25 protein-coding genes are annotated in these 23774 nt (G+C 34.9%); 10 read left to right on the top strand and 15 right to left on the bottom strand.

The window, feature by feature from the left end; genetic code table 11:
- Positions 1–65: 65 nt before the first annotated feature.
- On the bottom strand, positions 66–2105 hold the full coding sequence (locus tag F1003_RS15230) for a dipeptidyl-peptidase 3 family protein (RefSeq protein WP_155090298.1): 2040 nt from the start codon (positions 2103–2105) through the stop codon (positions 66–68).
- Between the two features lie 86 nt (positions 2106–2191).
- On the opposite strand from F1003_RS15230, the gene F1003_RS15225 reads away from it, so the two are divergent.
- On the top strand, positions 2192–3211 hold the full coding sequence (locus tag F1003_RS15225; RefSeq protein ID WP_155090297.1) for an SRPBCC family protein: 1020 nt from the start codon (positions 2192–2194) through the stop codon (positions 3209–3211).
- 3 nt (positions 3212–3214) lie between these two features.
- Positions 3215–3583, top strand: coding sequence for a fluoride efflux transporter CrcB (gene crcB, locus F1003_RS15220; RefSeq protein ID WP_155090296.1), 369 nt, complete (start codon positions 3215–3217; stop codon positions 3581–3583).
- Here crcB and F1003_RS15215 read toward each other — a convergent pair.
- Positions 3580–4182, bottom strand: coding sequence for a DUF1684 domain-containing protein (locus F1003_RS15215; RefSeq protein ID WP_155090295.1), 603 nt, complete (start codon positions 4180–4182; stop codon positions 3580–3582). The genes crcB and F1003_RS15215 overlap by 4 nt on opposite strands.
- Before the next feature lie 234 nt (positions 4183–4416).
- On the opposite strand from F1003_RS15215, the gene F1003_RS15210 reads away from it, so the two are divergent.
- The 4 genes from F1003_RS15210 to F1003_RS15195 are packed head-to-tail and all read left to right on the top strand — an operon-like array spanning position 4417 to position 7898.
- Positions 4417–5628 (top strand): MDR family MFS transporter, encoded by a 1212-nt coding sequence (locus F1003_RS15210; protein ID WP_155090294.1) that lies wholly within the window; start codon positions 4417–4419, stop codon positions 5626–5628.
- 31 nt (positions 5629–5659) lie between these two features.
- Positions 5660–6637 (top strand): YpdA family putative bacillithiol disulfide reductase, encoded by a 978-nt coding sequence (locus F1003_RS15205; RefSeq protein WP_155090293.1) that lies wholly within the window; start codon positions 5660–5662, stop codon positions 6635–6637.
- Positions 6634–7383 carry a DJ-1/PfpI family protein gene (locus F1003_RS15200; RefSeq protein WP_155090292.1) on the top strand — a complete coding sequence of 250 codons (750 nt, stop codon included), beginning with the start codon at positions 6634–6636 and terminating at the stop codon, positions 7381–7383. The genes F1003_RS15205 and F1003_RS15200 overlap by 4 nt, the downstream gene beginning before the upstream one ends.
- Before the next feature lie 11 nt (positions 7384–7394).
- Positions 7395–7898 (top strand): hypothetical protein, encoded by a 504-nt coding sequence (locus F1003_RS15195; RefSeq protein ID WP_155090291.1) that lies wholly within the window; start codon positions 7395–7397, stop codon positions 7896–7898.
- Between the two features lie 31 nt (positions 7899–7929).
- Here F1003_RS15195 and F1003_RS15190 read toward each other — a convergent pair whose 3' ends face one another.
- Positions 7930–8373 (bottom strand): Lrp/AsnC family transcriptional regulator, encoded by a 444-nt coding sequence (locus F1003_RS15190; protein ID WP_155090290.1) that lies wholly within the window; start codon positions 8371–8373, stop codon positions 7930–7932.
- Positions 8374–8489: 116 nt separating this feature from the next.
- Here F1003_RS15190 and F1003_RS15185 point away from each other — a divergent pair, with 116 nt between their 5' ends.
- Complete coding sequence (locus F1003_RS15185) at positions 8490–8885, top strand: hypothetical protein (protein ID WP_155090289.1); 396 nt, start codon at positions 8490–8492, stop codon at positions 8883–8885.
- Between the two features lie 4 nt (positions 8886–8889).
- Here the strand turns inward: F1003_RS15185 and F1003_RS15180 are convergent, their stop codons facing one another.
- The 3 genes from F1003_RS15180 to F1003_RS15170 all read right to left on the bottom strand — a co-directional run bounded on the left by F1003_RS15180 (position 8890) and on the right by F1003_RS15170 (position 13527).
- The gene (locus tag F1003_RS15180) at positions 8890–9279 is read right to left on the bottom strand and encodes a hypothetical protein (RefSeq protein WP_155090288.1); all 390 of its coding nucleotides are present in this window, start codon (positions 9277–9279) and stop codon (positions 8890–8892) included.
- 27 nt (positions 9280–9306) lie between these two features.
- Entirely contained in the window at positions 9307–9921 is a 615-nt protein-coding gene (locus F1003_RS15175; RefSeq protein WP_155090287.1) for a DEAD/DEAH box helicase, read from the bottom strand.
- Between the two features lie 168 nt (positions 9922–10089).
- A complete protein-coding gene (locus F1003_RS15170) occupies positions 10090–13527 on the bottom strand; it encodes a methylmalonyl-CoA mutase family protein (RefSeq protein ID WP_155090286.1) in 3438 nt (1145 codons plus the stop codon).
- 143 nt (positions 13528–13670) lie between these two features.
- Here F1003_RS15170 and purU point away from each other — a divergent pair, with 143 nt between their 5' ends.
- The gene (gene purU, locus F1003_RS15165; protein ID WP_155090285.1) at positions 13671–14525 is read left to right on the top strand and encodes a formyltetrahydrofolate deformylase; all 855 of its coding nucleotides are present in this window, start codon (positions 13671–13673) and stop codon (positions 14523–14525) included.
- A 2-nt stretch (positions 14526–14527) separates the two neighbouring features.
- Here the strand turns inward: purU and F1003_RS15160 are convergent, their stop codons facing one another.
- The gene (locus tag F1003_RS15160) at positions 14528–15496 is read right to left on the bottom strand and encodes an MBL fold metallo-hydrolase (protein WP_155090284.1); all 969 of its coding nucleotides are present in this window, start codon (positions 15494–15496) and stop codon (positions 14528–14530) included.
- A 39-nt stretch (positions 15497–15535) separates the two neighbouring features.
- Between F1003_RS15160 and F1003_RS15155 the strand changes: the two genes are divergently transcribed.
- Both F1003_RS15155 and F1003_RS15150 read left to right on the top strand, forming a co-directional pair.
- A complete protein-coding gene (locus F1003_RS15155) occupies positions 15536–16240 on the top strand; it encodes a DUF4197 domain-containing protein (protein ID WP_155090283.1) in 705 nt (234 codons plus the stop codon).
- An 81-nt stretch (positions 16241–16321) separates the two neighbouring features.
- On the top strand, positions 16322–16519 hold the full coding sequence (locus F1003_RS15150) for a Lacal_2735 family protein (protein WP_162306997.1): 198 nt from the start codon (positions 16322–16324) through the stop codon (positions 16517–16519).
- Here the strand turns inward: F1003_RS15150 and F1003_RS15145 are convergent.
- The 8 genes from F1003_RS15145 to F1003_RS15110 form a co-directional block, all read right to left on the bottom strand.
- A complete protein-coding gene (locus F1003_RS15145) occupies positions 16516–17022 on the bottom strand; it encodes a hypothetical protein (RefSeq protein WP_155090282.1) in 507 nt (168 codons plus the stop codon). The genes F1003_RS15150 and F1003_RS15145 overlap by 4 nt on opposite strands.
- Positions 17023–17195: 173 nt before the next feature.
- Complete coding sequence (locus F1003_RS15140) at positions 17196–17984, bottom strand: ABC transporter substrate-binding protein (RefSeq protein WP_155090281.1); 789 nt, start codon at positions 17982–17984, stop codon at positions 17196–17198.
- Between the two features lie 108 nt (positions 17985–18092).
- Positions 18093–18917 carry an orotidine-5'-phosphate decarboxylase gene (pyrF, locus tag F1003_RS15135; protein WP_155090280.1) on the bottom strand — a complete coding sequence of 275 codons (825 nt, stop codon included), beginning with the start codon at positions 18915–18917 and terminating at the stop codon, positions 18093–18095.
- 32 nt (positions 18918–18949) lie between these two features.
- The gene (gene prfA, locus F1003_RS15130; RefSeq protein WP_155090279.1) at positions 18950–20026 is read right to left on the bottom strand and encodes a peptide chain release factor 1; all 1077 of its coding nucleotides are present in this window, start codon (positions 20024–20026) and stop codon (positions 18950–18952) included.
- A gap of 399 nt (positions 20027–20425) precedes the next feature.
- A complete protein-coding gene (locus F1003_RS15125) occupies positions 20426–21433 on the bottom strand; it encodes a DUF3078 domain-containing protein (RefSeq protein ID WP_155090278.1) in 1008 nt (335 codons plus the stop codon).
- Between the two features lie 14 nt (positions 21434–21447).
- Positions 21448–22626, bottom strand: a complete 1179-nt coding sequence (locus tag F1003_RS15120) for an AIR synthase related protein (RefSeq protein ID WP_155090277.1) — start codon at positions 22624–22626, stop codon at positions 21448–21450.
- Between the two features lie 46 nt (positions 22627–22672).
- Entirely contained in the window at positions 22673–23347 is a 675-nt protein-coding gene (locus tag F1003_RS15115; RefSeq protein WP_155090276.1) for a Curli production assembly/transport component CsgG, read from the bottom strand.
- A 186-nt stretch (positions 23348–23533) separates the two neighbouring features.
- The gene (locus F1003_RS15110) at positions 23534–23671 is read right to left on the bottom strand and encodes a hypothetical protein (RefSeq protein ID WP_155090275.1); all 138 of its coding nucleotides are present in this window, start codon (positions 23669–23671) and stop codon (positions 23534–23536) included.
- Positions 23672–23774 lie beyond the last annotated feature (103 nt).

The following is a 23774-nucleotide window of genomic DNA, read 5'->3' as shown; positions in this document are numbered from 1 at the left end:
AGAAATAGTATAAAAACAAAAAGAGCAGTTAATTAACTGCTCTTTTTTTAATTGCTTTCTTCTTATTAATTCACTTCTGGCAAATAACTGTACTTTTTACTGTACTCTAACATTTGCTCAGGGAAACCTGTAGGTTGTTCAATTTTAAATGCTGTAATATTACCATCAGCATCCTTAGCTGGCATAATCACCGGATTTACAAATCCGCTATAAGGAGCAGATGTAAATTGCTTGTTACGCTCTAAAACTTCAGCATGTATTGCCTGATCTACCTTTACACCATAACCTTCTACTAAAGCTTCAACAGCAGCATAGTCTCCTTCAGACTTAATACGCTGCGTTTCCCTCAACAACTCACCAAAAATTTCTCTTAACTTATCGTAATCGTTGATGTTGAAATAGGTCTTGCCATCTCTGGTTACTTTTTCAATCACATTATCGGCTTTTCCTCTTTCGTAAGCCCAAGCACTTACCCACTGACGGTTTCGCATATGTGCTTCTTCAACATCGTCACCAAGATTTAAACGAATCAATTGTGTCATCAAACCATTTCTAATATAACCATCATAAGCAGCTTTTCCGACAGCTTTCCAATCTTCAACTAAACCAAGTTCCTGTAATTTTGGACTGTATAAATAGTATAATCCAACTAAATCAGCTCTACCTTCCTCTAAAGTGGAAGCATAATTTTTTAAGGTTTCCTTGGTCTCACCAACTCCAGGGTTTAATTGTCCAGATGCGTGCCCAATAACCTCATGTAAAGCGGTATGCAGTTTATCTGCCAGTTGACCATGTTCTTCTTCTAGTTTCAACTCTTCATCGTCGTGAACGAATTCTTTTAATCGTCCTCCGCTACCAGCATTATTATAAGCATTAATAATATTTCCAAGCGAAACAGACTTACTGCCCACTTCTTTTCTAATCCAGTTAGAGTTTGGTAAGTTAACACCTATTGGAGTACTTGGAGACGCATCACCAGCTTCACCTGCTACAGTTACCACTTTATAAGTTACACCTACAACACTATCCTTTTTATGCTCATCCATAAGCGGTGAATTGTCTTCAAACCATTGTGCATTGTCTGATAACACCTTCATTTTTTGAGACATATCAAAATCATTGATCTGAACGATGGTTTCGTAAGAACCTGTATAACCTAATGGATCATTGTAAACCTCAATAAAACTATTGATGTAATCTACATTTCCTGCAGTAGCTTTAGTCCAAGCTACATTATAATCGTCCCAAGTCTGTAAATCACCTGTTTTGTAATACTGAATCAATAGACCAATAGCATCACCTTGTGCTTTGTTTTCTGCAACTCCTTGTGCTTTTTCTAACCATTTTACAATTTCATCAATTGCTGAGCCGTATAAGCCTCCTGATTTATAGACCAATTCTTTTACTTCTCCGTTTTCTTTTACCAATTTGGTATTGATACCATAAGCCAATGGTCTATCTGGATCGGGAGATTTTTTATTCTTATAAAATCTTTCTACATCTGCATTGGTGACATTTGGCCCATAGAAGTTGACTGCAGATAACGCTACATTATCCACACCTTTAGCTTGATTTACTTTTTTCATGTCCTTATCATTAAAGATAACGTCAAAAGCTTCACCATCTAATTTTGTGTTGGTCGCTAAAAACAACTCATTAAGATAATCCTTATCAAATTCTGGCTTTAGCTTATCGTTAGAATAATGATGATGAATACCGTTGCTAAACCATACACGTTTTAGGTAAGTTTCAAAAGCTTTCCAATCATTAGTCGTTTTATCCCCTTTGTAGTTTGTATAAACATTCTCTAAAGCTTTTCTAATCTTAAGATTGTGTCTGTAGTTTTGGTCCCACATAATATCACGACCAGCCAAACCAGCTTCAACGAGGTAGTACACTAATTTTTGTTCGTTTAAGCTTAGGTTTTCCCATCCTGGAATTTGATAACGTAAAATTTTAATATCAGCAAATTGCTCTACATTATAGTCAAAATCCTTTTCGGTTTTTTCCATGGAATTCTTATCCACAGGTTCTTTTGAATCGTCTTTACATGACCATGCAAAAGCCATAAAAAGGCAGATTATAAATATCGATTTTAGTTTCATGTTGTTAGTTTTTTTTGATTTTACACAAATGTAATATTTATATCACAAATTAGTATCTTTGAATACTAACTATAATTAACCACAGCATGAAAGCTCTAAAATTCATCTTATTATTCTTACTCATAGCAATAATAGGATTCGCCATTTACATTGCAGTACAACCAAATTCTTTTGAGGTCACAAGAACAAAAACCATTAATGCTCCTCAACCTGTGGTTTATAATGAAGTTATTGATTTTGAAAATTGGGAAGCCTGGTCTGCTTGGGTAGAGGAAAGACCAGATACCAAAATAACTTTAGGTGAACAAACTGATGGTGTTGGAGGGAATTATATGTGGGAAGATGAGGATGGTATCGGTAGAATGAAGACCGTAGATGCTGAACCATTTAGCTCTATAACCCAAGAGATGCAATTTGAGGACTTTCCTAAATCTAAAGTTGTTTGGCAGTTTGAACCTAATGACAATGGCACCACAGATGTTAAATGGAATATCTCTGGTGAAGATCTTCCATTTGTCTTTAAGATGTTCTCTACACTTATGGGAGGAATGGAAAGCCAAATAGGCCCAAAATATGAGCGTAGTTTAACAATGTTAGACAGTGTTCTACAGGATAAAATGAACGTTTATAGTGTTAATGTAGAAGGTGTAACGCAACATAGCGGAGGCTATTATCTTTATAAAACCACATCTTGTAAATTAAGTGATTTTCAGACTGAAATGCAGAAAGAATTCCCGAAAGTCGGTGCTTATGCCATAGCGAATAATATTACTTTTGCTGGTGCACCATTTGTACTTTATGAAAAATGGGATGAAGAGAATAATGCCGTTATTTTCTCAGTATGTATTCCTACCAATTCAAGAATTATATCCAACGACCCAGAAATACTAACTGGTCAGCTAGAATCCTTTAAAGCAGTAAAAACTGTGCTTATGGGTAATTACGACAACTTAAAGGAAGCCTGGGAGAAAACAATGACGTATATCGAAGAAAACAATTTGGAATCGGTTGATGGTGGATCTATGTTAGAAATTTACCCAACAGACCCTTCGTCAGTTCCTAATCCTGCGGATTGGAAAACCGAAATATACATTGAAGTAAAATAGATTTTGAAACAACTTCTTTTAGTTTTTGTAGGAGGTGGCTTTGGTAGCGTGCTTCGGTATGTTATTGGCAAATGGCTGAATACTTCTGATGGTGGCTTCCCTTATGGCACTTTCACAGCAAACATTGTAGGTAGTCTATTAATTGGAATTATTTTAGGCCTAGCGGCTAAAAACAATAGCCTTACCGAAAGCCAAACCTTATTGTTAGCCACAGGTTTTTGTGGTGGTTTCACGACATTCTCAACTTTTGCTTATGAAAATCAAGCGTTTTTAAAATCTGGAGACTTTACGAGTTTTGCGATTTACACGATTGCGAGTTTTGTAGTTGGATTCTTAGCAGTATTTTTAGGGTTATACTTTGTTAAAGCTTAATGCTTTTTAAATGCTTTTACACCAGCTTTAACTTCTGTGGCTAAATAATTTTCTCTCGGCACAATTGGACAAGAGTATTTCTCATCGTAAGCACAGTAAGGGTTATAAGCAGTATTGAAATCAATGACAAGTATATCTCCATCTGGAATCCGTAAATCGATATATCTTCCACCTGCATAACTACCACTGCCGTTAGTATCATCTAAAAATGGCAAAAACAAATAATCCTCATATCCTTCGGTGGTCATTGATTCTTTTCCTTGATACACATTGAGTTGATACATTTTACCTTTTAATTCAAACGACAGAATACCAAAAACGCGTTCTTCAGATTCTCGGTCTGTAGTAGTTTTCATTTTAAACCATTGGCTATCCGGTGTACGTTTTAAACTCGCTTTTACTACATAAGTAGAGTCATATTTATAAAAATCCAGACCAGTGAAATTCTTTCTGTCTTTATCCTTTAAAGGTGATTTTGAAGCATCCTTAAAATCAGCATTCATTTCCCTTTGCCATTCAGTTTCGCCACTCAGCATCTGTTTGTCTTGTGCACAACCAAGAGTAAACACCATTAAAAAAAGTAAAAGAAAACTCTTCATCTCTAATTATTTTAAAATTCAAAAATACAACTTATAGAATTTTATTGTAGCTTTGAGTAACTAATCAAAGTAAAACAATGTTACGCGTCAATAGATATACCAAGCAGAGAATCATGATTTCTTCAGAAAACATTCGGATGCATTATCTATTGTAGCTATACTTATATACTATTAAACAATATTTAAAAGTCCGACGATACCGTCGGACTTTTTACATTTATAACAACAACCAACATGAAAACATTATTTAGAAATTACTTCAACACATTTAGAGAACTCTCTAATGAAGTTTGGTGGCTTGCTCTCATAACGTTTATAAATAGAGCTGGTACCATGGTTATTCCGTTTTTAACCTTATACCTCACAGAAGACTTGTCTTTCTCATTTCCTCAAGTCGCGTGGATAATGAGTTGTTTTGGTTTAGGATCTGTGGTTGGTACATGGATTGGAGGAAAGTTAACAGACACAATTGGTTATTATAAAGTGATGGTGAGAAGTTTGTTGAGCACTGGTATCGTATTTATTGCGCTTCAGTTTTTAACAACATTCACTCAAGTTTGTGTTGGTATATTTTTGGTAATGGTTGTTGCCGACACATTTAGACCAGCAATGTATGTTGCAATGAGCGTTTACAGTAAACCTGAAAACAAAACAAGATCAGTAACGCTTATAAGACTAGCTATCAATTTAGGCTTTTCTGCTGGACCTGCAATTGGTGGAATAATCATTGCAACACTAGGCTATAGTGGTTTATTTTGGGTGGATGGCATTACGTGCATTTTGGCTACAATAGTTTTAATTCAAGTTTTAAATCCTAGAGTTGCAAAGCCATTAGACAATGAACTAACTATTAATCCTGAATCGGCTTATAAAGATAGGCCTTACTGGGTATTTTTTCTAGCTATGCTTCTATTTGCTGTTATTTTTATGCAGTATTTCTCTACTATGCCTTTGTATTACAGAAATATTCATAAGCTTTCCGAAATTGAAATTGGTGTACTTTTAGGAATGAATGGATTCTTAATATTTGCATTAGAAATGCCTTTTATACACTGGCTTGAAATATGCAAATACAATAAAATAAAGCTCACATTGCTAGGGCTTGTGCTTACTGTTTTTAGTTTTATAGTATTAAATCTTTCTAGTTGGATTGGTGTATTGGTTATAGGTATGTTATTGATGACAGTTGGAGAAATGATAGGTTTTCCTTTCTCTAATGCATTTGCTATGGATCGATCCAAGAAAGGTAAAAAAGGGCAATACTTAGCCATGTACGTCATGGCGTTTTCGTTAGCAAGTGTTTTTGGACATAACGGAGGCATACAACTTATTGATAAAATTGGATATGATAACACATGGTATGTTATGTGCATCTTAGGAGTTTTCGGTGTTATCCTACTCTATTATTTAAATAGACTGTTAATATCAGAGCACAAATTATCCTAAAACTATTAATTGCTCTAAATTTATAAAATCTATGAAATCAACAGATTTAGACATCATCATAATAGGCGCAGGCCCAATAGGTATTGCCTGCGCTTTAGAATGTAAAAAACAAAACTTAAACTATCAGGTTATTGAAAAAGGAGCACTAACCAATTCGCTTTTTAATTACCCGTTGAATATGACGTTTTTTTCAACTTCCGAAAAGTTGGAAATTGATAATATTCCGTTTATAAGTAATAATCCTAAGCCCAATAGAAATGAAGCTTTAGAGTATTACCGAAGGGTTGCCACCTCTAATCAGCTCAACATTAACCTGTATGAAAAGGTAGTTTCAATAAAAAAGCACAACGATGATTTTCAAGTAGTTTCAGACCAACAGCATTACAAGGCCAATAAAGTGATTATCGCAACCGGATTTTACGACATCCCAAATTATTTAAATGTACCTGGCGAGGATTTACCAAAAGTCTTTCATTATTATAAAGAGGCGCATCCTTTCACTTTGCAAAATATTGCAGTGGTAGGTGCGAGTAATTCTGCCGTCGATGCCGCATTAGAAATTTACAGAAAAAGTGGAAACGTCACCATGATCGTGAGAAAAGAAGCCATTGGTGAACGTGTAAAATATTGGGTGCGACCAGATATTCTTAACCGTATTGAAGAAAGTAGCATAACGGCTTATTTTAATTCCGAAATCAAGGAAATTAAGCTCAATGAAATTATAATTGAAACTCCCGAAGGTGAAAAGATTCTTCCTAATGACTATGTCATCGCTTTAACAGGTTACCGACCAAATTTTAAGTTTTTGGCAGACGCTGGAATTGAATTTTCAAAAGACGAAAAACATATTCCAAACTATAATTCTGAAACAATGGAATCTAATGTTAAAGGACTATACCTCGCTGGAGTCATTTGTGGAGGGATGGAGACACATAAATGGTTTATCGAAAATTCGAGAATCCATGCAAAAATTATAGCTAACCATATAAAAAACAACCTGAACAAATGAAACATGCAATATTACCTTTAACTATCTTGTTTTTGCTTTTGGGCTGTAATGATTCCACAAAAGAAAAACCTCCCGACAACGATAGAGATGAAAGTAAAACTAAGGAATTCCCGAAGTTAGAACCCAACCGTTACAATGTTGCATTCCTCATAATGGATGGCGTTTACAATACAGAACTTACGGCACCTTTTGATATCTTTCAACATACTATATTTAGAGACAGCATTAAAGCCATGAATGTCTTTACCGTTGCCAATACAGATGAGCCCATTACATCTTTTGAAAGTATGAGAATACTTCCAGATTTTAATTACGTAAAAGACTCACTTCCAAAAATCGATATTCTAGTCGTACCAAGTGCTCAGCATCATCTAGATACCGACTTAGAAGATGACGTGATGCTCGATTTTGTTAGGAAAGTTGACAAAGAAGCACAATTTATAACCTCGCATTGTGATGGAGCCTTTGTACTCGCCAAAGCAGGATTATTGGATAATGTTGTTTCTACGACATTCCCTAGTGATATTGACAAAATGCGAGACATGTTTCCTAAATTAGATATTAGAAAGGATGTCCTGTTTGTTCATGATGGCAAATATATCACCTCAGCAGGAGGAGCAAAATCGTTTGAAGCCACATTGTATTTAAGCGAGCACCTTTATGGAAAGGATATTGCTGAGTCATTAGCAAAAGGATTGGTTATTGATTGGGATTTGGGCCAAGTACCACATCTAATAATTGAATAATAACATTTATTATGAAAGAAGAATGGGAAAAACTACCATTGTTCAAAAAGGCAATGGAAATTGAAAAATTGGTAGAACACATTGTAAAGGCAGTAGAACAAACCGATATAAAATTCGAAAAAGAGATACAAGCCGAAATGATTCAGCACAACCTAGAATACCTGCGAAAAAATGCAATGATTATTCCTGCAAAAATTGCTGGTGCAGCAAACGAAGATCAAATTTACGATTTGCGAATGGAAAACGCTTCAATCATTAGAAAGGCTGCAAGGGAATTGATTACCGATGCCAGAGGATTGCAAATACACGGCTACCAAGAAGAGGAGTATTTGGATTTACTAAGAAAAGAAGTCGATGAGTTTAGGGTACTGTTTGCAGAATGGGTAAAAACCTTTGACCCTTGGAACTACATCATAGATCGTTGGGGACTTTTTAATCCACCTGGCGTCAATTACGATGACCACGATCCAGACGATGATATCCCGTTTGACTCGAACGATTTTTTTGACGAATAACTTGAATAGTTGAACACGTCACGATTTGTCTCTACTTTAATGGCTTGACTTCACTATGTTTTACCACATGAGATAATACAATTTGGGTTTTGGTTTCTCCATAAGAAATCAATTGGTCTATAAAAGACTCTAGATGCTTTTGGTTTTTAAGAACCACTTCCATGACTATGTTTTCATTACCTGTAATCCGATAGCAATTGACGACTTCATCGTAGGTTTTTACTTTTTCCAGAAACGGTTTTAGCATTCCCATAAATGCACGAAGTGTAATAAGCGCCTTTAATTGATAACCCGCTTCAAAAGGAGAAACAAAGGTGGTGTATCCTTGTATAATTTCCGCATCCTCCATCTTTTTAATACGCTCACTTACAGCTGGTGAGCTTATCCCAACACGTCTTCCAATCTCTGCATTAGACATACGCGCATTCTGCTGAAGACACTTTAATATCTTCCAATTTAAGCTATCTATACTCATTTAAAGAAATTAACCAATAATTAACTAAATTTTAAAGTAAATATACTATTTTACTTTAAATACTAAATTAAAATATCAATTCTACTCCGTAAATTCGTAACAATTGCTATTGAAAAATGAATTATAACCTACCATCACATCTTTCGGATTTGCCTATATATAAAAAGGCAATGGACATTATTATGTTGTCTCGAAGTATTTCTACCTATTTAAATCAGGATTTATGCTATTTAAATGAAGATGGTACTGAGGATAATGATATTTATTTCTCTGGAGATATCGTTCAACAATCGACTAATCTTGCTCCAGAAATTATCAATGCAGAGCGCGAACGCTATTCTGATAAAAAACACAAACATTTAGAAAGCTTAGACCGATTGACTTCAAAATTATACAGTAATTGCAGACGATTAGAACGTTCTAAAAGTAACGGGAAAGATTATTTACCTATTCTTAAAGGAGAACTTAAAACGTTTAGAAAACTACAGCGCAGTTGGATGTTGACTTTGTAATAATTTAGTCGCAAATATTCACTTTTTCAATCCAAGGATCTATCCATTTTCTCTCTTTGCCTAAAGTCATATTTGTTCTTGGCTCTGAAAACACCAAGTAAAAACCGTCATCCCTCTTAAGGTATTGCAATGTTATCTTAGTACAATAAGTGCCTTTTCCGTGATTCACTAACATACTAATTTTGTTATCTGTAATTGTAATGTCCTTAACAGATTCAACCATAATAAAGTTAACACTATACTCTGGGGAAAGTTCTTCTGAACTATAGATATCTAAATCGTTCATTTCAATCATATCATTGACAATATTTTGAACCCAATCTTCAATAGATATAGTCTGACTTATCAAAACATTAGATATAACAATAAAAAAAAGAATGGCAATGGTTTTCATAGTGTCTGATTGTATTAGTAATTATTTTTATTTTCCTTTTATCAGATGCGCATTACTCATAAATGCATTCTGATAATTCTTAATTTTAGAATTCATCTCATCCGCAATAATAACAAATTGACATTTATTGATGCTTTCAGACAAACGCAGAATATGATTATACGCATTATTTCTACCTAAATAATCTGCATCTTCAATAGCAAATAACTGAATTTCGCCAAGATGAATACCATTTAAAAAATACAATTTACTTAAGCGTGAAGGTGTAGCAATAACGATATCTTGTCCGTAATAGACTTCTTCTTTTTGCTTTTCAATATCATATTCATCGTAAAGTGCATAGACTCTAAGATCTGTATTATTGGTGAATTTTTCGTAGTCCTCTTTTAAAATTATTGCATCAGCTTTATCTTTTACAACGATTATGGCACGTGGCGAATCTTCAAAAGCTGCTGCTTTCAATTTATGGATTGTAGCAATTATAAGTGCTGTAGTCTTTCCACTTCCTTTTGGCGCAATGATGTATGCGTCAGCACCACCTTTTAATGTAGGCAGTACTTTTTTTTGAAACGTATTTGAAGTTTCTAAACCAACATTTTGCAATGCTTCTTTTAATAATGGGTGAAGTTTCTTGAAAGACATTAAATTAATTCGATTTAAAATTACTAGATCCCGAAATAAATTCGGGATAAGCGATATTCACACATTTTTTTTCGCTACGCTTAAAAATTGGCTCAGTGAGATACTTCGACTTCGCTCAGCATAAGCGATTCACTCACTTTTTCTGAAAAAGAAAAAGTGGTTCTCTGCTTACATATTTCTCCTATATTGTCCACCAACTTCAAATAAGGCTGATGTAATTTGTCCAAGAGAACAGACTTTACAAACTTCCATCAAGGCTTCAAAAATATTTTTGTTATTGATGGCTTTATGCTGTAATTCTTTTAGTAACTCATCTGTGTCATGAGCCTTATGCAAATACTCTAAAGTCTTAATCTGAAATTCTTTTTCTTCTTCAGTCGCTCGTATCACTTCAGCTGGTTGAACCGTTGGCGAGCCTTTACTGCTTAAGAAGGTGTTGACACCAATAATCGGGAATTCACCATTATGCTTTAAGGTCTCATAATACAAACTTTCTTCCTGTATTTTAGAACGTTGATACATAGTTTCCATAGCACCAAGCACACCACCACGCTCTGTAATTCTATCGAACTCTGCTAATACCGCTTCTTCAACCAAATCGGTTAATTCTTCAATAATAAATGAGCCTTGAATTGGATTTTCGTTTTTCGCTAAGCCCAATTCTTTATTAATGATTAACTGAATTGCCATTGCTCTACGAACCGATTCTTCAGTTGGTGTAGTAATAGCTTCATCATAAGCATTGGTATGCAATGAATTACAATTATCGTATATGGCATATAGTGCCTGAAGCGTTGTTCTTATATCGTTAAAATCAATTTCCTGGGCATGTAAACTACGTCCGGAAGTCTGAATGTGATATTTCAACATCTGCGCTCTAGGATTTGCACCATACTTATGTTTAAGTGCTTTTGCCCAAATCTTACGTGCTACACGACCAATCACTGCATATTCTGGATCGATACCATTTGAAAAGAAGAACGATAAGTTTGGTCCAAACTTATTAATATCCATGCCTCTACTTAAGTAATACTCTACATAAGTAAAGCCATTCGCAAGTGTAAATGCCAATTGAGAAATCGGATTGGCGCCAGCTTCGGCAATATGATAACCAGAAATGGATACCGAATAAAAGTTACGGACCCCATTCTCAATAAAATACTCCTGAACGTCACCCATCAATCTTAATGCAAATTCCGTAGAGAAAATACAGGTATTTTGTGCCTGATCTTCTTTTAAAATATCTGCTTGAACCGTTCCTCTTACTTGAGCAATGGTTTTCGCTTTAATATCTTCATAGACATCATTTGGTAACACTTGGTCACCTGTAACACCTAAAAGCATTAACCCTAATCCATCGTTACCTTCAGGAATTTCACCATTATAACTTGGTCTTGTTTTACCTTTATAGAGTTTTTCAATCTTTTGTTCTACCTCATTTTCCAGACCATTATCCTTGATATAAATCTCGCATTGCTGGTCTATGGCGGCATTCATAAAGAAACCTAACAACATTGGTGCAGGTCCATTAATCGTCATACTCACAGAAGTCATAGCATCTGCCAAATTAAAACCAGAATATAGTTTCTTAGCATCATCTAAACAGCAAATACTTACACCAGCATTACCAATCTTCCCATAGATATCTGGTCTGTAATCTGGATCGTTTCCGTAGAGTGTTACAGAATCAAACGCCGTGGATAATCGTTTTGCAGGCAAGCCCATACTCACGTAATGAAAACGTCTATTGGTACGTTCTGGTCCACCTTCACCTGCAAACATTCTGGTTGGGTCCTCACCTGTTCTTTTAAACGGATATAATCCTGCTGTATAAGGAAATTCACCTGGAACATTTTCCTGTAAACACCATCTTAAAATATCACCCCAAGCTTCATACTTAGGTAATGCTACTTTTGGAATATCAGAATGTGAAAGTGATTTAGTATGGGTTTCAATTTTTATTTCTTTATCTCTTACTTTAAAGGTATAGACAGGGTCTTTGTAACGGTTTACTTTGTCATCCCAACCCGTGATGATTTCCCAGTTATATGGGTCTAGATTTAGTTTTACACGGTCGAATTCGGCAATCAACATTTTAATAAAATCCTTTTTGTCATCCTGAACTTGTTTCAGGATTTCGTCCGAATTTAGTCCGTGCTTATCCATATGAGATTGCTTCGCTTCACTCGCAATGACGTCTAATACAGACTCTATAGTCTTATAAATACCATACAATTTTTGTGCAACCTCAACCTGAGCGTCTGCAGTTTTATCGTAAGCACGATTATTCTCAGCTATTTCAGATAAGTAACGTGTACGTGCTGGTGGAATGACAAAAATCTTTTCGCTCATTTCCTTAGAAATCTCGAAAGTCGATTTTAGATCGGCTTCAGTTTTTTCTACCAGCTTATCCATTATCGCTTTATAAAGCGTGTTCATTCCTGGATCATTAAACTGAGAAGCAATAGTACCAAAAACTGGCATAGTATCCAGGTCAGCGTGCCACATATTATGGTTGCGCATGTATTGTTTCTTAACATCACGCAAAGCATCCAAAGCACCACGTTTATCAAACTTGTTGATGGCCACCAAATCAGCAAAATCGAGCATATCAATTTTTTCAAGCTGGGTTGCAGCACCAAATTCTGGTGTCATGACATAAAGCGAAACATCACTGTGTTCTAATATTTCGGTATCGGATTGCCCAATACCAGAAGTTTCTAGAATTATTAAATCGTATTCAGCAGCTTTTAATACTTCAACAGCTTCGTTGACATACTTAGATAATGCCAAGTTAGACTGACGCGTTGCCAAACTACGCATATAAACACGAGGAGAATTAATCGCATTCATACGGATTCTATCTCCCAATAATGCTCCACCTGTTTTTCGTTTTGAAGGATCCACAGAAACCAATCCAACAGTTTTCTCTGGAAAATCTATAAGAAAACGTCTTACTAATTCGTCAACTAATGAGGACTTCCCTGCTCCTCCTGTTCCCGTGATTCCTAAAACTGGTGTTTTGGAATTCTTGTTTTTATGATGAATAGTTTCAAGAGCGTCTTTTGCAACATCAGGGAAATTTTCAGCCGAAGAAATTACACGTGCAATGTCTTTTGGGTTTTTCTTATGTAAAACTTTCACTTCTCCATTGAGCTGATCACCTATGGCGAAATCAGATTGTTTTACCAAATCATTAATCATGCCTTGTAAGCCCATTTCTCTACCGTCATCTGGAGAATAGATTCTGGTGATTCCATAATCCATTAACTCTTTGATTTCCTCAGGAAGAATAACTCCACCTCCACCACCGAAGATTTTTATATGGCCTGCTCCTTTTTCCTGAAGCAAATCATACATGTATTTAAAATACTCATTATGTCCTCCTTGATAGGATGTCATGGCAATAGCATTGGCATCTTCTTGTATGGCTGTATTTACCACTTCCTCAACACTTCTATCATGTCCTAAATGAATCACCTCAACTCCTGTAGATTGTATAATTCGACGCATTATGTTTATAGCTGCGTCATGTCCATCAAAAAGTGATGCTGCTGTTACAATTCTAACTTTATGTTTTGGCTTATATGGTGTGACTTGTTCCATTCGTAAAAATATCGCTTAATTGAGCAACAAATTTACGGAATATTCAAAAAATCTAAGCATTAATTATTAATTATCTAAATCTTAAAAAGCATCAACAAAACTTAGTATTTTACCCTAATTTACAAACATATTAGTTAGAGGATATGCATAAAATCACTTTATTAATTCACTGTAAGGATCAACCAGGCATCATTGCTTCTGTCACTAATTTCATGGCATTGAACAATGGCAACATTGTATATATAGATCAACATGTAGATAGAGAGCAGAATATATTTTTTATGCGTCTTGAATGTGAGTTTAATTCCAGTGCTTTTTCTATTGAAAGTTTTAAAGAATTATTTAAGAATGCCCTCGTAGATAAATTCAACTTAAAATGGCGCATGTATTTAGCCGACAGAAAGCCAAGAATGGCATTGTTTGTATCCAAGTATGACCATTGCTTGTATGACATCTTAGGCAGATACAATTCTGGTGAGCTTAATCTGGAGATTCCCTTTATTTTAAGTAATCATAATGACTTAGAGCCTATTGCTAAAAGTTTCAAAATTCCTTTTTTCCATGTCCCAGTTGCAAAAGCCACCAAACAAAAAGCTGAATTTAAGCAACTAGAATTGCTAGAATCCCATAAGGTGGATTTTATCGTTTTGGCCCGATATATGCAAATAGTTTCAAATCTTTTAATTGATAAATTTCCAAATAAGATAATCAATATTCATCATTCGTTTTTACCCGCTTTTGTTGGTGCCAAACCCTATCATTCTGCATATAAAAGAGGTGTGAAAATTATCGGAGCTACAAGTCATTACATCACTGAAGAATTAGACGCTGGCCCAATTATAGAACAAGATGTTGCTCACGTATCCCATTCGTACTCCATAAAAGATTTAATTGCAAAAGGGCGTGATTTGGAAAAGATTGTGCTTTCTAATGCGATAAAGCTTCATGCCAACAGAAAAGTAATGGTGTTTAATAACAAAACTGTTATTTTTTCTTGAGTCTATAAATCAAAATTATCTCCGCGTTTTGCAAATCTAAAGCCCAAATTCCGAATGCTATCCTTTAATCTATTTTGGTCTTTTAATGCTGGATTAGTATGATTAAAGTGGATGAAATGTATCTTCTGCTTAGTTTCCATTGTCTCGTCCTCAAACAATGTCGTTGTTTCGGTGATAAATGGATGTGGAATTTCGCTCATATCTCTTTCTAATTCACCATTGTTAAAAAATGAAGCATCTAAAAAAGCATAATCCACTTTCTTAACTTCTTCTACAATGTTTCTATTCCACTTATGCCATTTGTCAATATCTGGAATGAACAATGCGGATTTGTTTTTACCCTCTATTTTATAACCTACCGTTTCGGAGTATTCATCTCGATGCGGCACTTGTATAGGCAAAACTTTTAATTTGCTGTTCAGGTTTACAGTCGAGTCAGCTTTTAAGGACTTCAACTCAATATTATTTAGTTCCACCAACTGGTTCCAAGGTCCATTGGTTTCTAAATAGGTTTTCATTTTAGGCATGGTATAGACAGGGATATTTTTAGCTCCCATAGCTTCACGGCCCAACTGCATTAGCCCTGTATAATGGCCAATATGTGCATGGGTTAGAAAAATGCCGTCAATTACTTTGCCATTATCTAAATGCTTTTCTTTTAAAATCTGGGTTTGTTCTGTAATATCTGGAGTTGCATCAAATAGCCATTTTTTATTGAACTCTATATCCACTAGACCCAAACACGATACAAGTTTCTTTGATTCTTTACCACTATAAAAGGCCATACAGCATTTTTTTTCACAATTAATCTGAGGAAAACCTGCATCTTGGGCTACACCCAAAACAGTAATATACTGTTGTGATTTTATCTTTATAGCTTTACTCACAATCTCAATCTTTTCTTCTGGTTTTTGGTGGCACGCAAATACCAAAAGAAATAATATTAGGCTTGAATATTGAAACGTTTTCATGTGTAACATATATCTTTGTTAAAGATAAAACTTAAAGCCATGATAAAAAGGATTTTTGCTCTTCTTATAATTTTTAACTTGACTGCTTGTGCAGAACTACAGGATGTTATAAATAAACTACCAGAAAGTGGTGAAATTAGCAATGCCGATATGGCTGCAGGATTACGACAAGCACTGGATTTTGGAATCGATAAACAAGTCACAAAATTGACTCAAAAAGATGGTTTCTACAAAAATGAACTCGTTAAGATTTTATTGCCAGAAGAATTGCAGAAAGTTGATGATGCATTACGCGCAGTTGGGCTGAGCAGTTTAGCAGATAGCGGTATAAAAGCACTTAACAGAGCTGCTGAAGATGCCGTTATGGAAGCAACTCCTATATTTGTAAATGCAGTAAAGGACATTACATTCAATGATGCAAAAAATATTCTTTTAGGAGAAGATGATGCCGCAACAGAATACTTAACATTAAAAACACAAACTCAACTCTACAACAAATTTAAACCAGTAATCAATAATTCGTTCAGCAAAGTTGGTGCTGATCAAATCTGGACAAATCTCATTACTAAGTACAATAACCTTCCGTTAACCAATGATGTTAATCCAGATCTTACCGATTACGTAACGTCAGAAGCCCTAGAAGGAGTATATACCATGATCGCAGTTGAAGAGAAAGAAATTAGAAACAAAGTGTCTTCGAGAACAACGGATTTGTTGAAGAAAGTTTTTGCTCTACAAGATTAATTTGTTGCTCTTTTGATTAAAATTATGGTTTCGTGTTATTTTATTTATTAATTTAAAGACTTAATTAATAAACCAATCGAAGTGGCCAATTTAGATCGATTGCTCCAAAAAAAGACAAAACTAAAGCAGCAATACAAGCAGCTAATTGAAGATGCCTATAATCTTAGGCAAACCGACCATGCTTTAAGTGATTTTTCTGAATACCAAGCCACTAAAGTCCTCAACAAAATCAATAAGCTTAAATTTATGCTTAGAGATTCTAAACTAAAAGCCAATTAGTCTTTTCTTTTATACAAGCCGTCAAATGCAATTACGGTCTCAGATCCTTCGGTAATGGTTTCCCATAATTGCCTTACGGTTCCATCTTTATTATCTGTCCAAGTCACACGGTGAAAAAAAGTTTTTCCTTCAGCATTGGTCTCATCATCAGTCCTCATTATCATTTGATTACCGACCTTATTACCTTTTAGGTGTAAACTTTGCCCTTTGTTGTCCACCCAAATTTGTTCCCATTGCTTGGTCTTGTAATTATAGAAGTTGTTGCTTGTGCCTGTATAACCAGGTGATGTACTCGTCCAGTTTTCTTGTAATACACATTTATCCTGAACTTTCTCAATTACATTTTCACCAACTTTGGTTCCATCTGGATTTGTTACCTCCCAAGTGCCAATCCAAAAATCGAATTCTGAATGTTTGTCAGTACAACAAACACAAGGCGTATTTTGAGCAATCATTACTAGTGAAAACACTAGTGCAGTAGTTAGGGTTATGAGCTTTTTCATGTTAATATTATTTTAACTAAGTTATTAAACTACATTTAATTATAAGCTAATATTAACATAACATTGATTACAAAGAATGTCAGCATCTTTGTAACGCAAAAGAGAGTAAGTCTTAAAAGAGATTACAAAAGTTAGTTAGGTAAAGGTCGGTATTTTAGTTAGGTACCGACTTTTTATTTTATACTATGTAGGGATTCAAAATATTTGAAAGCTTGTTGCAGCCGACTTCCGTACCAGGAAAACATCTCACCATCCACAATTTTTATTGTCTGTTGAGGAAAACGAGATTGTAACTCTAGAATATGCTTATCCTTAAAAGGAAAAGGCTCACTCGAAAGAAAAATAATATCGGCTTCTTTTAATTTTGAGCTGCTCAATTCTATTTCTGGATAGCGCTGATCATTTTCAAAAACATTCTTAAAACCCGCTTCATAAAGCATATAGTCAATAAAGGTATTTGAAGCGGAAACCATCCATGGGTTCTTCCAGATAAAGTATGCGACTTTGGGTTGCTGTTTAACCGTTATTTTTTCTTGAAATTGCTTACGGTCGTTTTTAATCTTGGTAATAATTTCAGATGCTTTAGCCTCTACTTTAAATATACTACCATACATTTCAATAAGCTCAAAACAGTCCTCAAGATTATAAATATCACTAACATGAACTGGAGCTGTAGACTCTAACTCATCAATTATTTCTTTAGTATTCTCTTCTTTATTACAAAGAATAATATCTGGCTTGAGCGCTTTTATTTTTTCGATATTGATTTGCTTTGTGCCACCTACAACTGTTTTGGTTTTTTTGAGGTGTTTAGGGTGAACACAAAACTTGGTAACACCAACGATTGAAGTTTCTAAACCTAAATCGACCAACAATTCTGTTTGGGAAGGCACTAACGAGATGATTCGTTTTGGTGTTTCAGTTATTTGAAGTTTTCTATTGAGTTGGTCGATATATGGCATTGCGAAAAAAATGAAGCAATCTGCCTATTGGTAGACAGGCCTTTTAATTATAGTTATATTTTACGAGATTGCCACGTCGCTTAGCTTCTCGCAATGACAGTCTAATTATCATTTGGAATGGCGTTTCAATTCGGCTTTCATCTGCATTTGCAGATCTTCGGCTTTTTTTGCAGCAGCTTGAGCAAAGGTTTCATCTTGTGACGCATAAATAATACCGCGTGAAGAGTTTATCAATAACCCAATGGAATCATTCATTCCATATTTGCAGACGTCTTGAAGATTTCCTCCTTGTGCCCCAACACCTGGCACCAATAAAAAACTATCTGGAACAATTTTACGAATATTGGCTAAATACTCTGCCTTGGTCGCGCCAACAACATACATTAAGTTTTCTGAACTCTTCCAAGTTTTTGAGGTTTCTAAAACTTGTTTGTATAATTCTATTCCGTCCACGGACTTAGTCTGAAAATCGAATGCTCCTTGATTAGAAGTCAATGCTAAAAGTATAGTATGTTTATCCTCAAAAGCTAAAAAAGGTTCTACTGAATCTTTACCCATATATGGTGCTACGGTTACGCTATCAAATCCTAAATCCTCAAAAAAGGCTTTGGCGTACATAGTACTTGTATTACCAATATCGCCTCGTTTTGCATCTGCAATGGTGTATATTTCTGGATGATTTTCATTAAGATAGTTAATCGTCTTTTCTAAAGCTTTCCAGCCTTTAAGTCCATAAGCCTCATAAAACGCTGTGTTGGGCTTGTAAGCCACACAGAGGTGATGTGTTGCATCAATAATGGCTTTATTAAAAGCAAAGATTGGATCTTCTTCTTTTAGTAAGTATTTAGGGATTTTATTTAAGTCGACATCCAATCCTATACAAAGGAAGGATTGCTTTTTTTTGATTTGATTTGTTAGTTGTTGTGTAGTCATTTATAAAAAAAGCCTCATAAAGAGGCTTGTATTTAAATTACATCATCACTAGCTTTTAACAACTCTGTGTTTTCAGCCAGCATTAATTCGTCTATTATTTTCTGAATATCGCCATCAATGATGTTTGATAAATCATAAAGGGTCAATCCGATTCTATGGTCCGTAACACGTCCTTGAGCATAATTATAAGTTCTAATTTTAGCACTTCTGTCTCCAGAACTCACCATACTTTTTCGTTTAGCAGAATCTTCTTCTCGTTGCTTTTCGAGCTCTCTTTCGTACAAACGCGATCGTAAAACCTTTAAAGCTTTCTCTAAATTTTTATGTGATGATTTTTGATCTTGGCAGCTCACAATCATACCTGTTGGCTCGTGGTGCAACTTAATTGCTGAATATGTAGTATTTACCGACTGACCTCCTGGACCTGTTGATGTTGTACGCTCTATACGTACTTCGGTCATATCGAGTTCAAAATCAATTTCTTCTGCTTCTGGTAATACCATAACGGTTGCTGCACTAGTATGCACACGACCTTGAGTTTCTGTTTGCGGTACACGTTGTACGCGATGAACACCAGCTTCAAACTTTAAAGTTCCATACACATCTTCACCAGAAACTTCAAATATAATTTCTTTAAATCCGCCAGAGGTACCATCACTTTGAGATACTACATCGACCTTCCAGCCTTTATCACTACAGTATTTTGAATACATTCTAAACAAATCACCTGCAAAAATACTAGCTTCGTCTCCACCTGTTCCGGCACGTACTTCTACCACCACATTTTTAGCATCATCTGGGTCTTTTGGTATTAGCATAAAACGAATCTCTTCTTCTAATTTCTCTATAGACTCCTTGGCTTCTTCGAGTTGCATTTTTGCCATTTCTACCATTTCATCATCAGAACCATCAGCAATAATTTCTTCAGCTTCTGAAAGATTTTCCAAAGCTTCTTTATAAGCTTCTCCTTTATCTACAATGAGCTTAAGATCTTTATATTCTTTCATCAGCTTAGTATAACGCTGTTGATCTGATATAATATCGGGTTGAATAATAAGGTCATTAACCTCATCGAATCGCTGTTTTACAATCTGTATTTTCTCTAACATCTATCTTCAAAAAATTGAATTTCAAAAGTACGATTTTTTATGGATTTTATTGGAACTGTATTTTGTACAGAATTAAGAAAATATTTTTAATTGTTTTAGCGTTGTATAATATATGCTTAGGCAGTTAAGGTCCATACTAAATTATTACAAGCCGCTTGCTTTATGGTCATTTTTAGTGACCTTGGCTATTACTATTATTAATCCTGAATTAATATTAGCGCTCTGCACTAAATTGTTTTTGGTTTTTTTATTGTGGATAATGATCAGTGACAGAAAGCTAAGGCAACGTTTAAAGTTCTATAGAATTAGAGGCGTTTCTAATCTGAAGTTTTTTGGCACTATTTTTATTTTGGATAGTGTCATCACATGTACTTTTTTACTTCTTATAAAAGGATTTATCTAAGACTTACTGACTACACCAATAATATTGTCTAAATCCACAACAACACCTACACCTAGAATTTGTTTCCATTGTAGCCTTGGCCCCTCAATTAAAATTTCCTCATTGGTCATGTCGTTGATTTCAACTTTATTTTTAATGTCATTGTCATATCGTAGATGGGACCCAAATGTAGCTTTAACATATTGATTTACTTTCATATCTATGTTCAGCTCCCAATCAATATCAATATTTCCGAAACTGTTGAGGTAATCCGTATAGAGGCGTAATAGGCTATTCACTTTTATATTTTCGAACAATTCTTCCTCAAACTGATTGGTCAGTAATATGCCCAACTCCCTTCTTATCTTTTGTCCATTTTGAAGAATATTACCCTCCATATCATAGATTGCCGGATCTACACCAAATGCTCCTCTGTTAGCCAAATCGTCATCTAACACAAATGTCGTTTTTAAAGTAAATGGCGAGGCGTAAAAGGACATACGCTCAATATGCCTTCCATATTCCATACCTAAACCAAGAAACATATAGCCTGGTGCCATAAATCTTGAAATTGGCTCATCTCTATTCGGGTAGTTAAATCCATTTGAGAATTGTGTATTAAAACTAAACCGAGCTGAATAAAACCAATTGCTTTGAGGGTCTTTTTCGAGTCCGAAGTTGGAAATGACCTCAATGACATCCTCAGTTTTAAAAACGGATTCGCCTTCTTGCTTGTTTAAACCGTAGCGCATATTGATGGACGAATTCCAAAAATATTTTTCTTGTTTGTATTTTGCTGATGCCTTTCCGCTTATGATTCCGGAAATGGAATTGGTACCTCCAGCATTCCAGTTGGTAAAAGAAACTTGGTTAAGGTAAAGTCCGGCTTCTTTTTTAGTACGCCAACCCAATTGTATATCAGCATTCGTTTTCTTTTTAAAGAATAAGGAATCTGGTTGTGCCGATACTAAAGTTGAAACAAAGATGGTGCATACCGTCAGTAGGTATCTAAAATAACAATGCATGCCAAAAATTTATTTTAATAATAAAACGTACCGTATTCGCTTTTAATGGTAAGTTGTTTTGTTTTTGAAGCCTCTACTCTACCAATGACCTTTGCATTGACATTAAAGGATTTTGAAATAGCGATGATGTCCTCAGCTACATCTGGTTTTACATAGAGCTCCAAACGATGACCACAATTAAATACTTGATACATTTCTTTCCAGTCGGTTTTTGATTGTTCTTGTATAAGTTTGAACAACGGAGGAATTCTAAACATATTATCTTTTACAATATGAAGATTGTCTATAAAGTGAAGAATCTTTGTCTGTGCACCACCACTACAGTGAATCATTCCGTGGATGGAATCACTTTTATATTTATTTAATATAGCCTTTATGATAGGTGCATAAGTCCTTGTAGGTGATAATACCAATTTGCCTGCATTAATTGGGGAATCCTCAACTGAGTCTGTAAGTTTTGTATTTCCTGAATACACTAAGTCTTCTGGTACGGCTGCATCAAAGCTTTCAGGATATTTTTTGGCCAAGTATTTTGAAAACACATCATGTCTTGCAGACGTTAAGCCATTGCTCCCCATACCTCCGTTATATTCGGTTTCGTATGTGGCTTGTCCGAAAGATTCTAATCCTACGATAACATCACCTTCAGAAATATTAGCATTATCAATAACATCACTACGCTTCATACGCGCAGTCACAGTAGAATCTACAATTATTGTTCTTACCAAATCACCAACATCTGCAGTTTCACCACCAGTAGAATGAATTGTAACTCCGAAGTTTTTTAAATCTTCAATTAATTCCTCAGTACCGTTTATAACCGCAGAAATAACCTCTCCTGGAATTAAATTTTTATTTCTTCCTATGGTCGATGACAACATAATATTATCAACTGCACCAACACAAAGTAAATCATCAATATTCATAATCAAGGCGTCTTGGGCAATACCTTTCCATACGGTAATATCTCCGGTTTCTTTCCAATACATATACGCCAACGAAGACTTTGTACCAGCACCATCAGCGTGCATTATAAGACAATACTCGTCGTCATTGGTTAAATAATCAGGAACTATTTTACAAAAGGCTTTAGGAAATAAGCCCTTGTCTATATTTTTTATGGCATTGTGCACATCTTCTTTAGAGGCTGAAACACCTCTCTGTGCATATCTTTTGCTTACCGAATTACCCATTGAAGAATTTTATACTTGGTACTGCAAAAGTAAGAATTGATATTTATTATTTGATATAATTTGATTTAATAACTGTATCCACTTCTTCGAGCAGCTTTTCTTTCTTCTTTCCACCACCAAAATAGAGGTTTACTCCTATTCCAACTCTAAAAAAACTAATGTTACTTTCTTCCATTATGATAGGATTGGCCTCGTTGGACATTACATAATTATATTCTCCAAATAATTTTATACCAACTTTTTCAAATGGCACAAACTCAATAACCAAACCGCCTTGTACTTTAGCACCAGTAGTCTCAAAATCATTGTCGGCATTATAACCATAGCCACCATAAATAAAAGGACTGATACTAGTATATGGGCTTATTAAATATTCGAGATTTAAATCAAAAGACATAAACCCTTGATGGAAAGCATCGTTAAATGCCAGATTGTATTTATTGTAAGTAAAGCTAATTCCTATTTGCTCAGTGATGAAGCGTTTGTAGCCTATTTTGAAGAAAATATCAGCTTCTGGTTGAGGGAAGTCACCAGTGATAAGGGATGCGCCAATAGCCATATCAACCGCATTAGTGCCCCTTAAATTAAAAAACTCTAGTTGCCTATATAATTTCTCATTGTCTTTCTTCCCTTCCTCCTTTTGTTCTTGGGCGTTCGCAAAATCAAGTCCAAAAACAGCCAAAACTGCTATCAGAAAAACGTATTTATATTTTGTAATCATATAACCTTAGTTAGTAAATAAGCCTACGTCATTTAAGATTATGGAGCTGCGCAATATAGAAAATTATTATTCAAAACATAAAAAAATCTAATATTTAGCTAATAAAATAGGATAAAACCAAACAAGCTGGTTTTATCCTATTATATTCTAAATTGGCAATTTTGCCTTTTAGTATTATCTTAAGTTTTAAGATTCCGTCTGTAGCTCTGGCTGAACATTTACAACCTCATCTTTGACAACATCTTTTATGTTTTCAGAATTATCCTGAGAAAGAATTAATGTCGCGCCCACAAGAATAGCTACACTGAGTAGTAACTTCTTCATTTTTACAAATATTGATTAATAGCACTACAAACATACTAAATTTACTCTTTGTAAAGATGCAGAATCACTGTTTTTTAACAACAATACATAGGCTTTTCGACAA

The sequence above is a fragment of the Winogradskyella ouciana genome, assembly GCF_009709615.1.
GTDB classification, from domain to species: domain Bacteria; phylum Bacteroidota; class Bacteroidia; order Flavobacteriales; family Flavobacteriaceae; genus Winogradskyella; species Winogradskyella ouciana.
The sequence above is the reverse complement of the archived record's forward strand: the minus strand, read 5'-3'. Positions and strand labels throughout refer to the sequence as shown.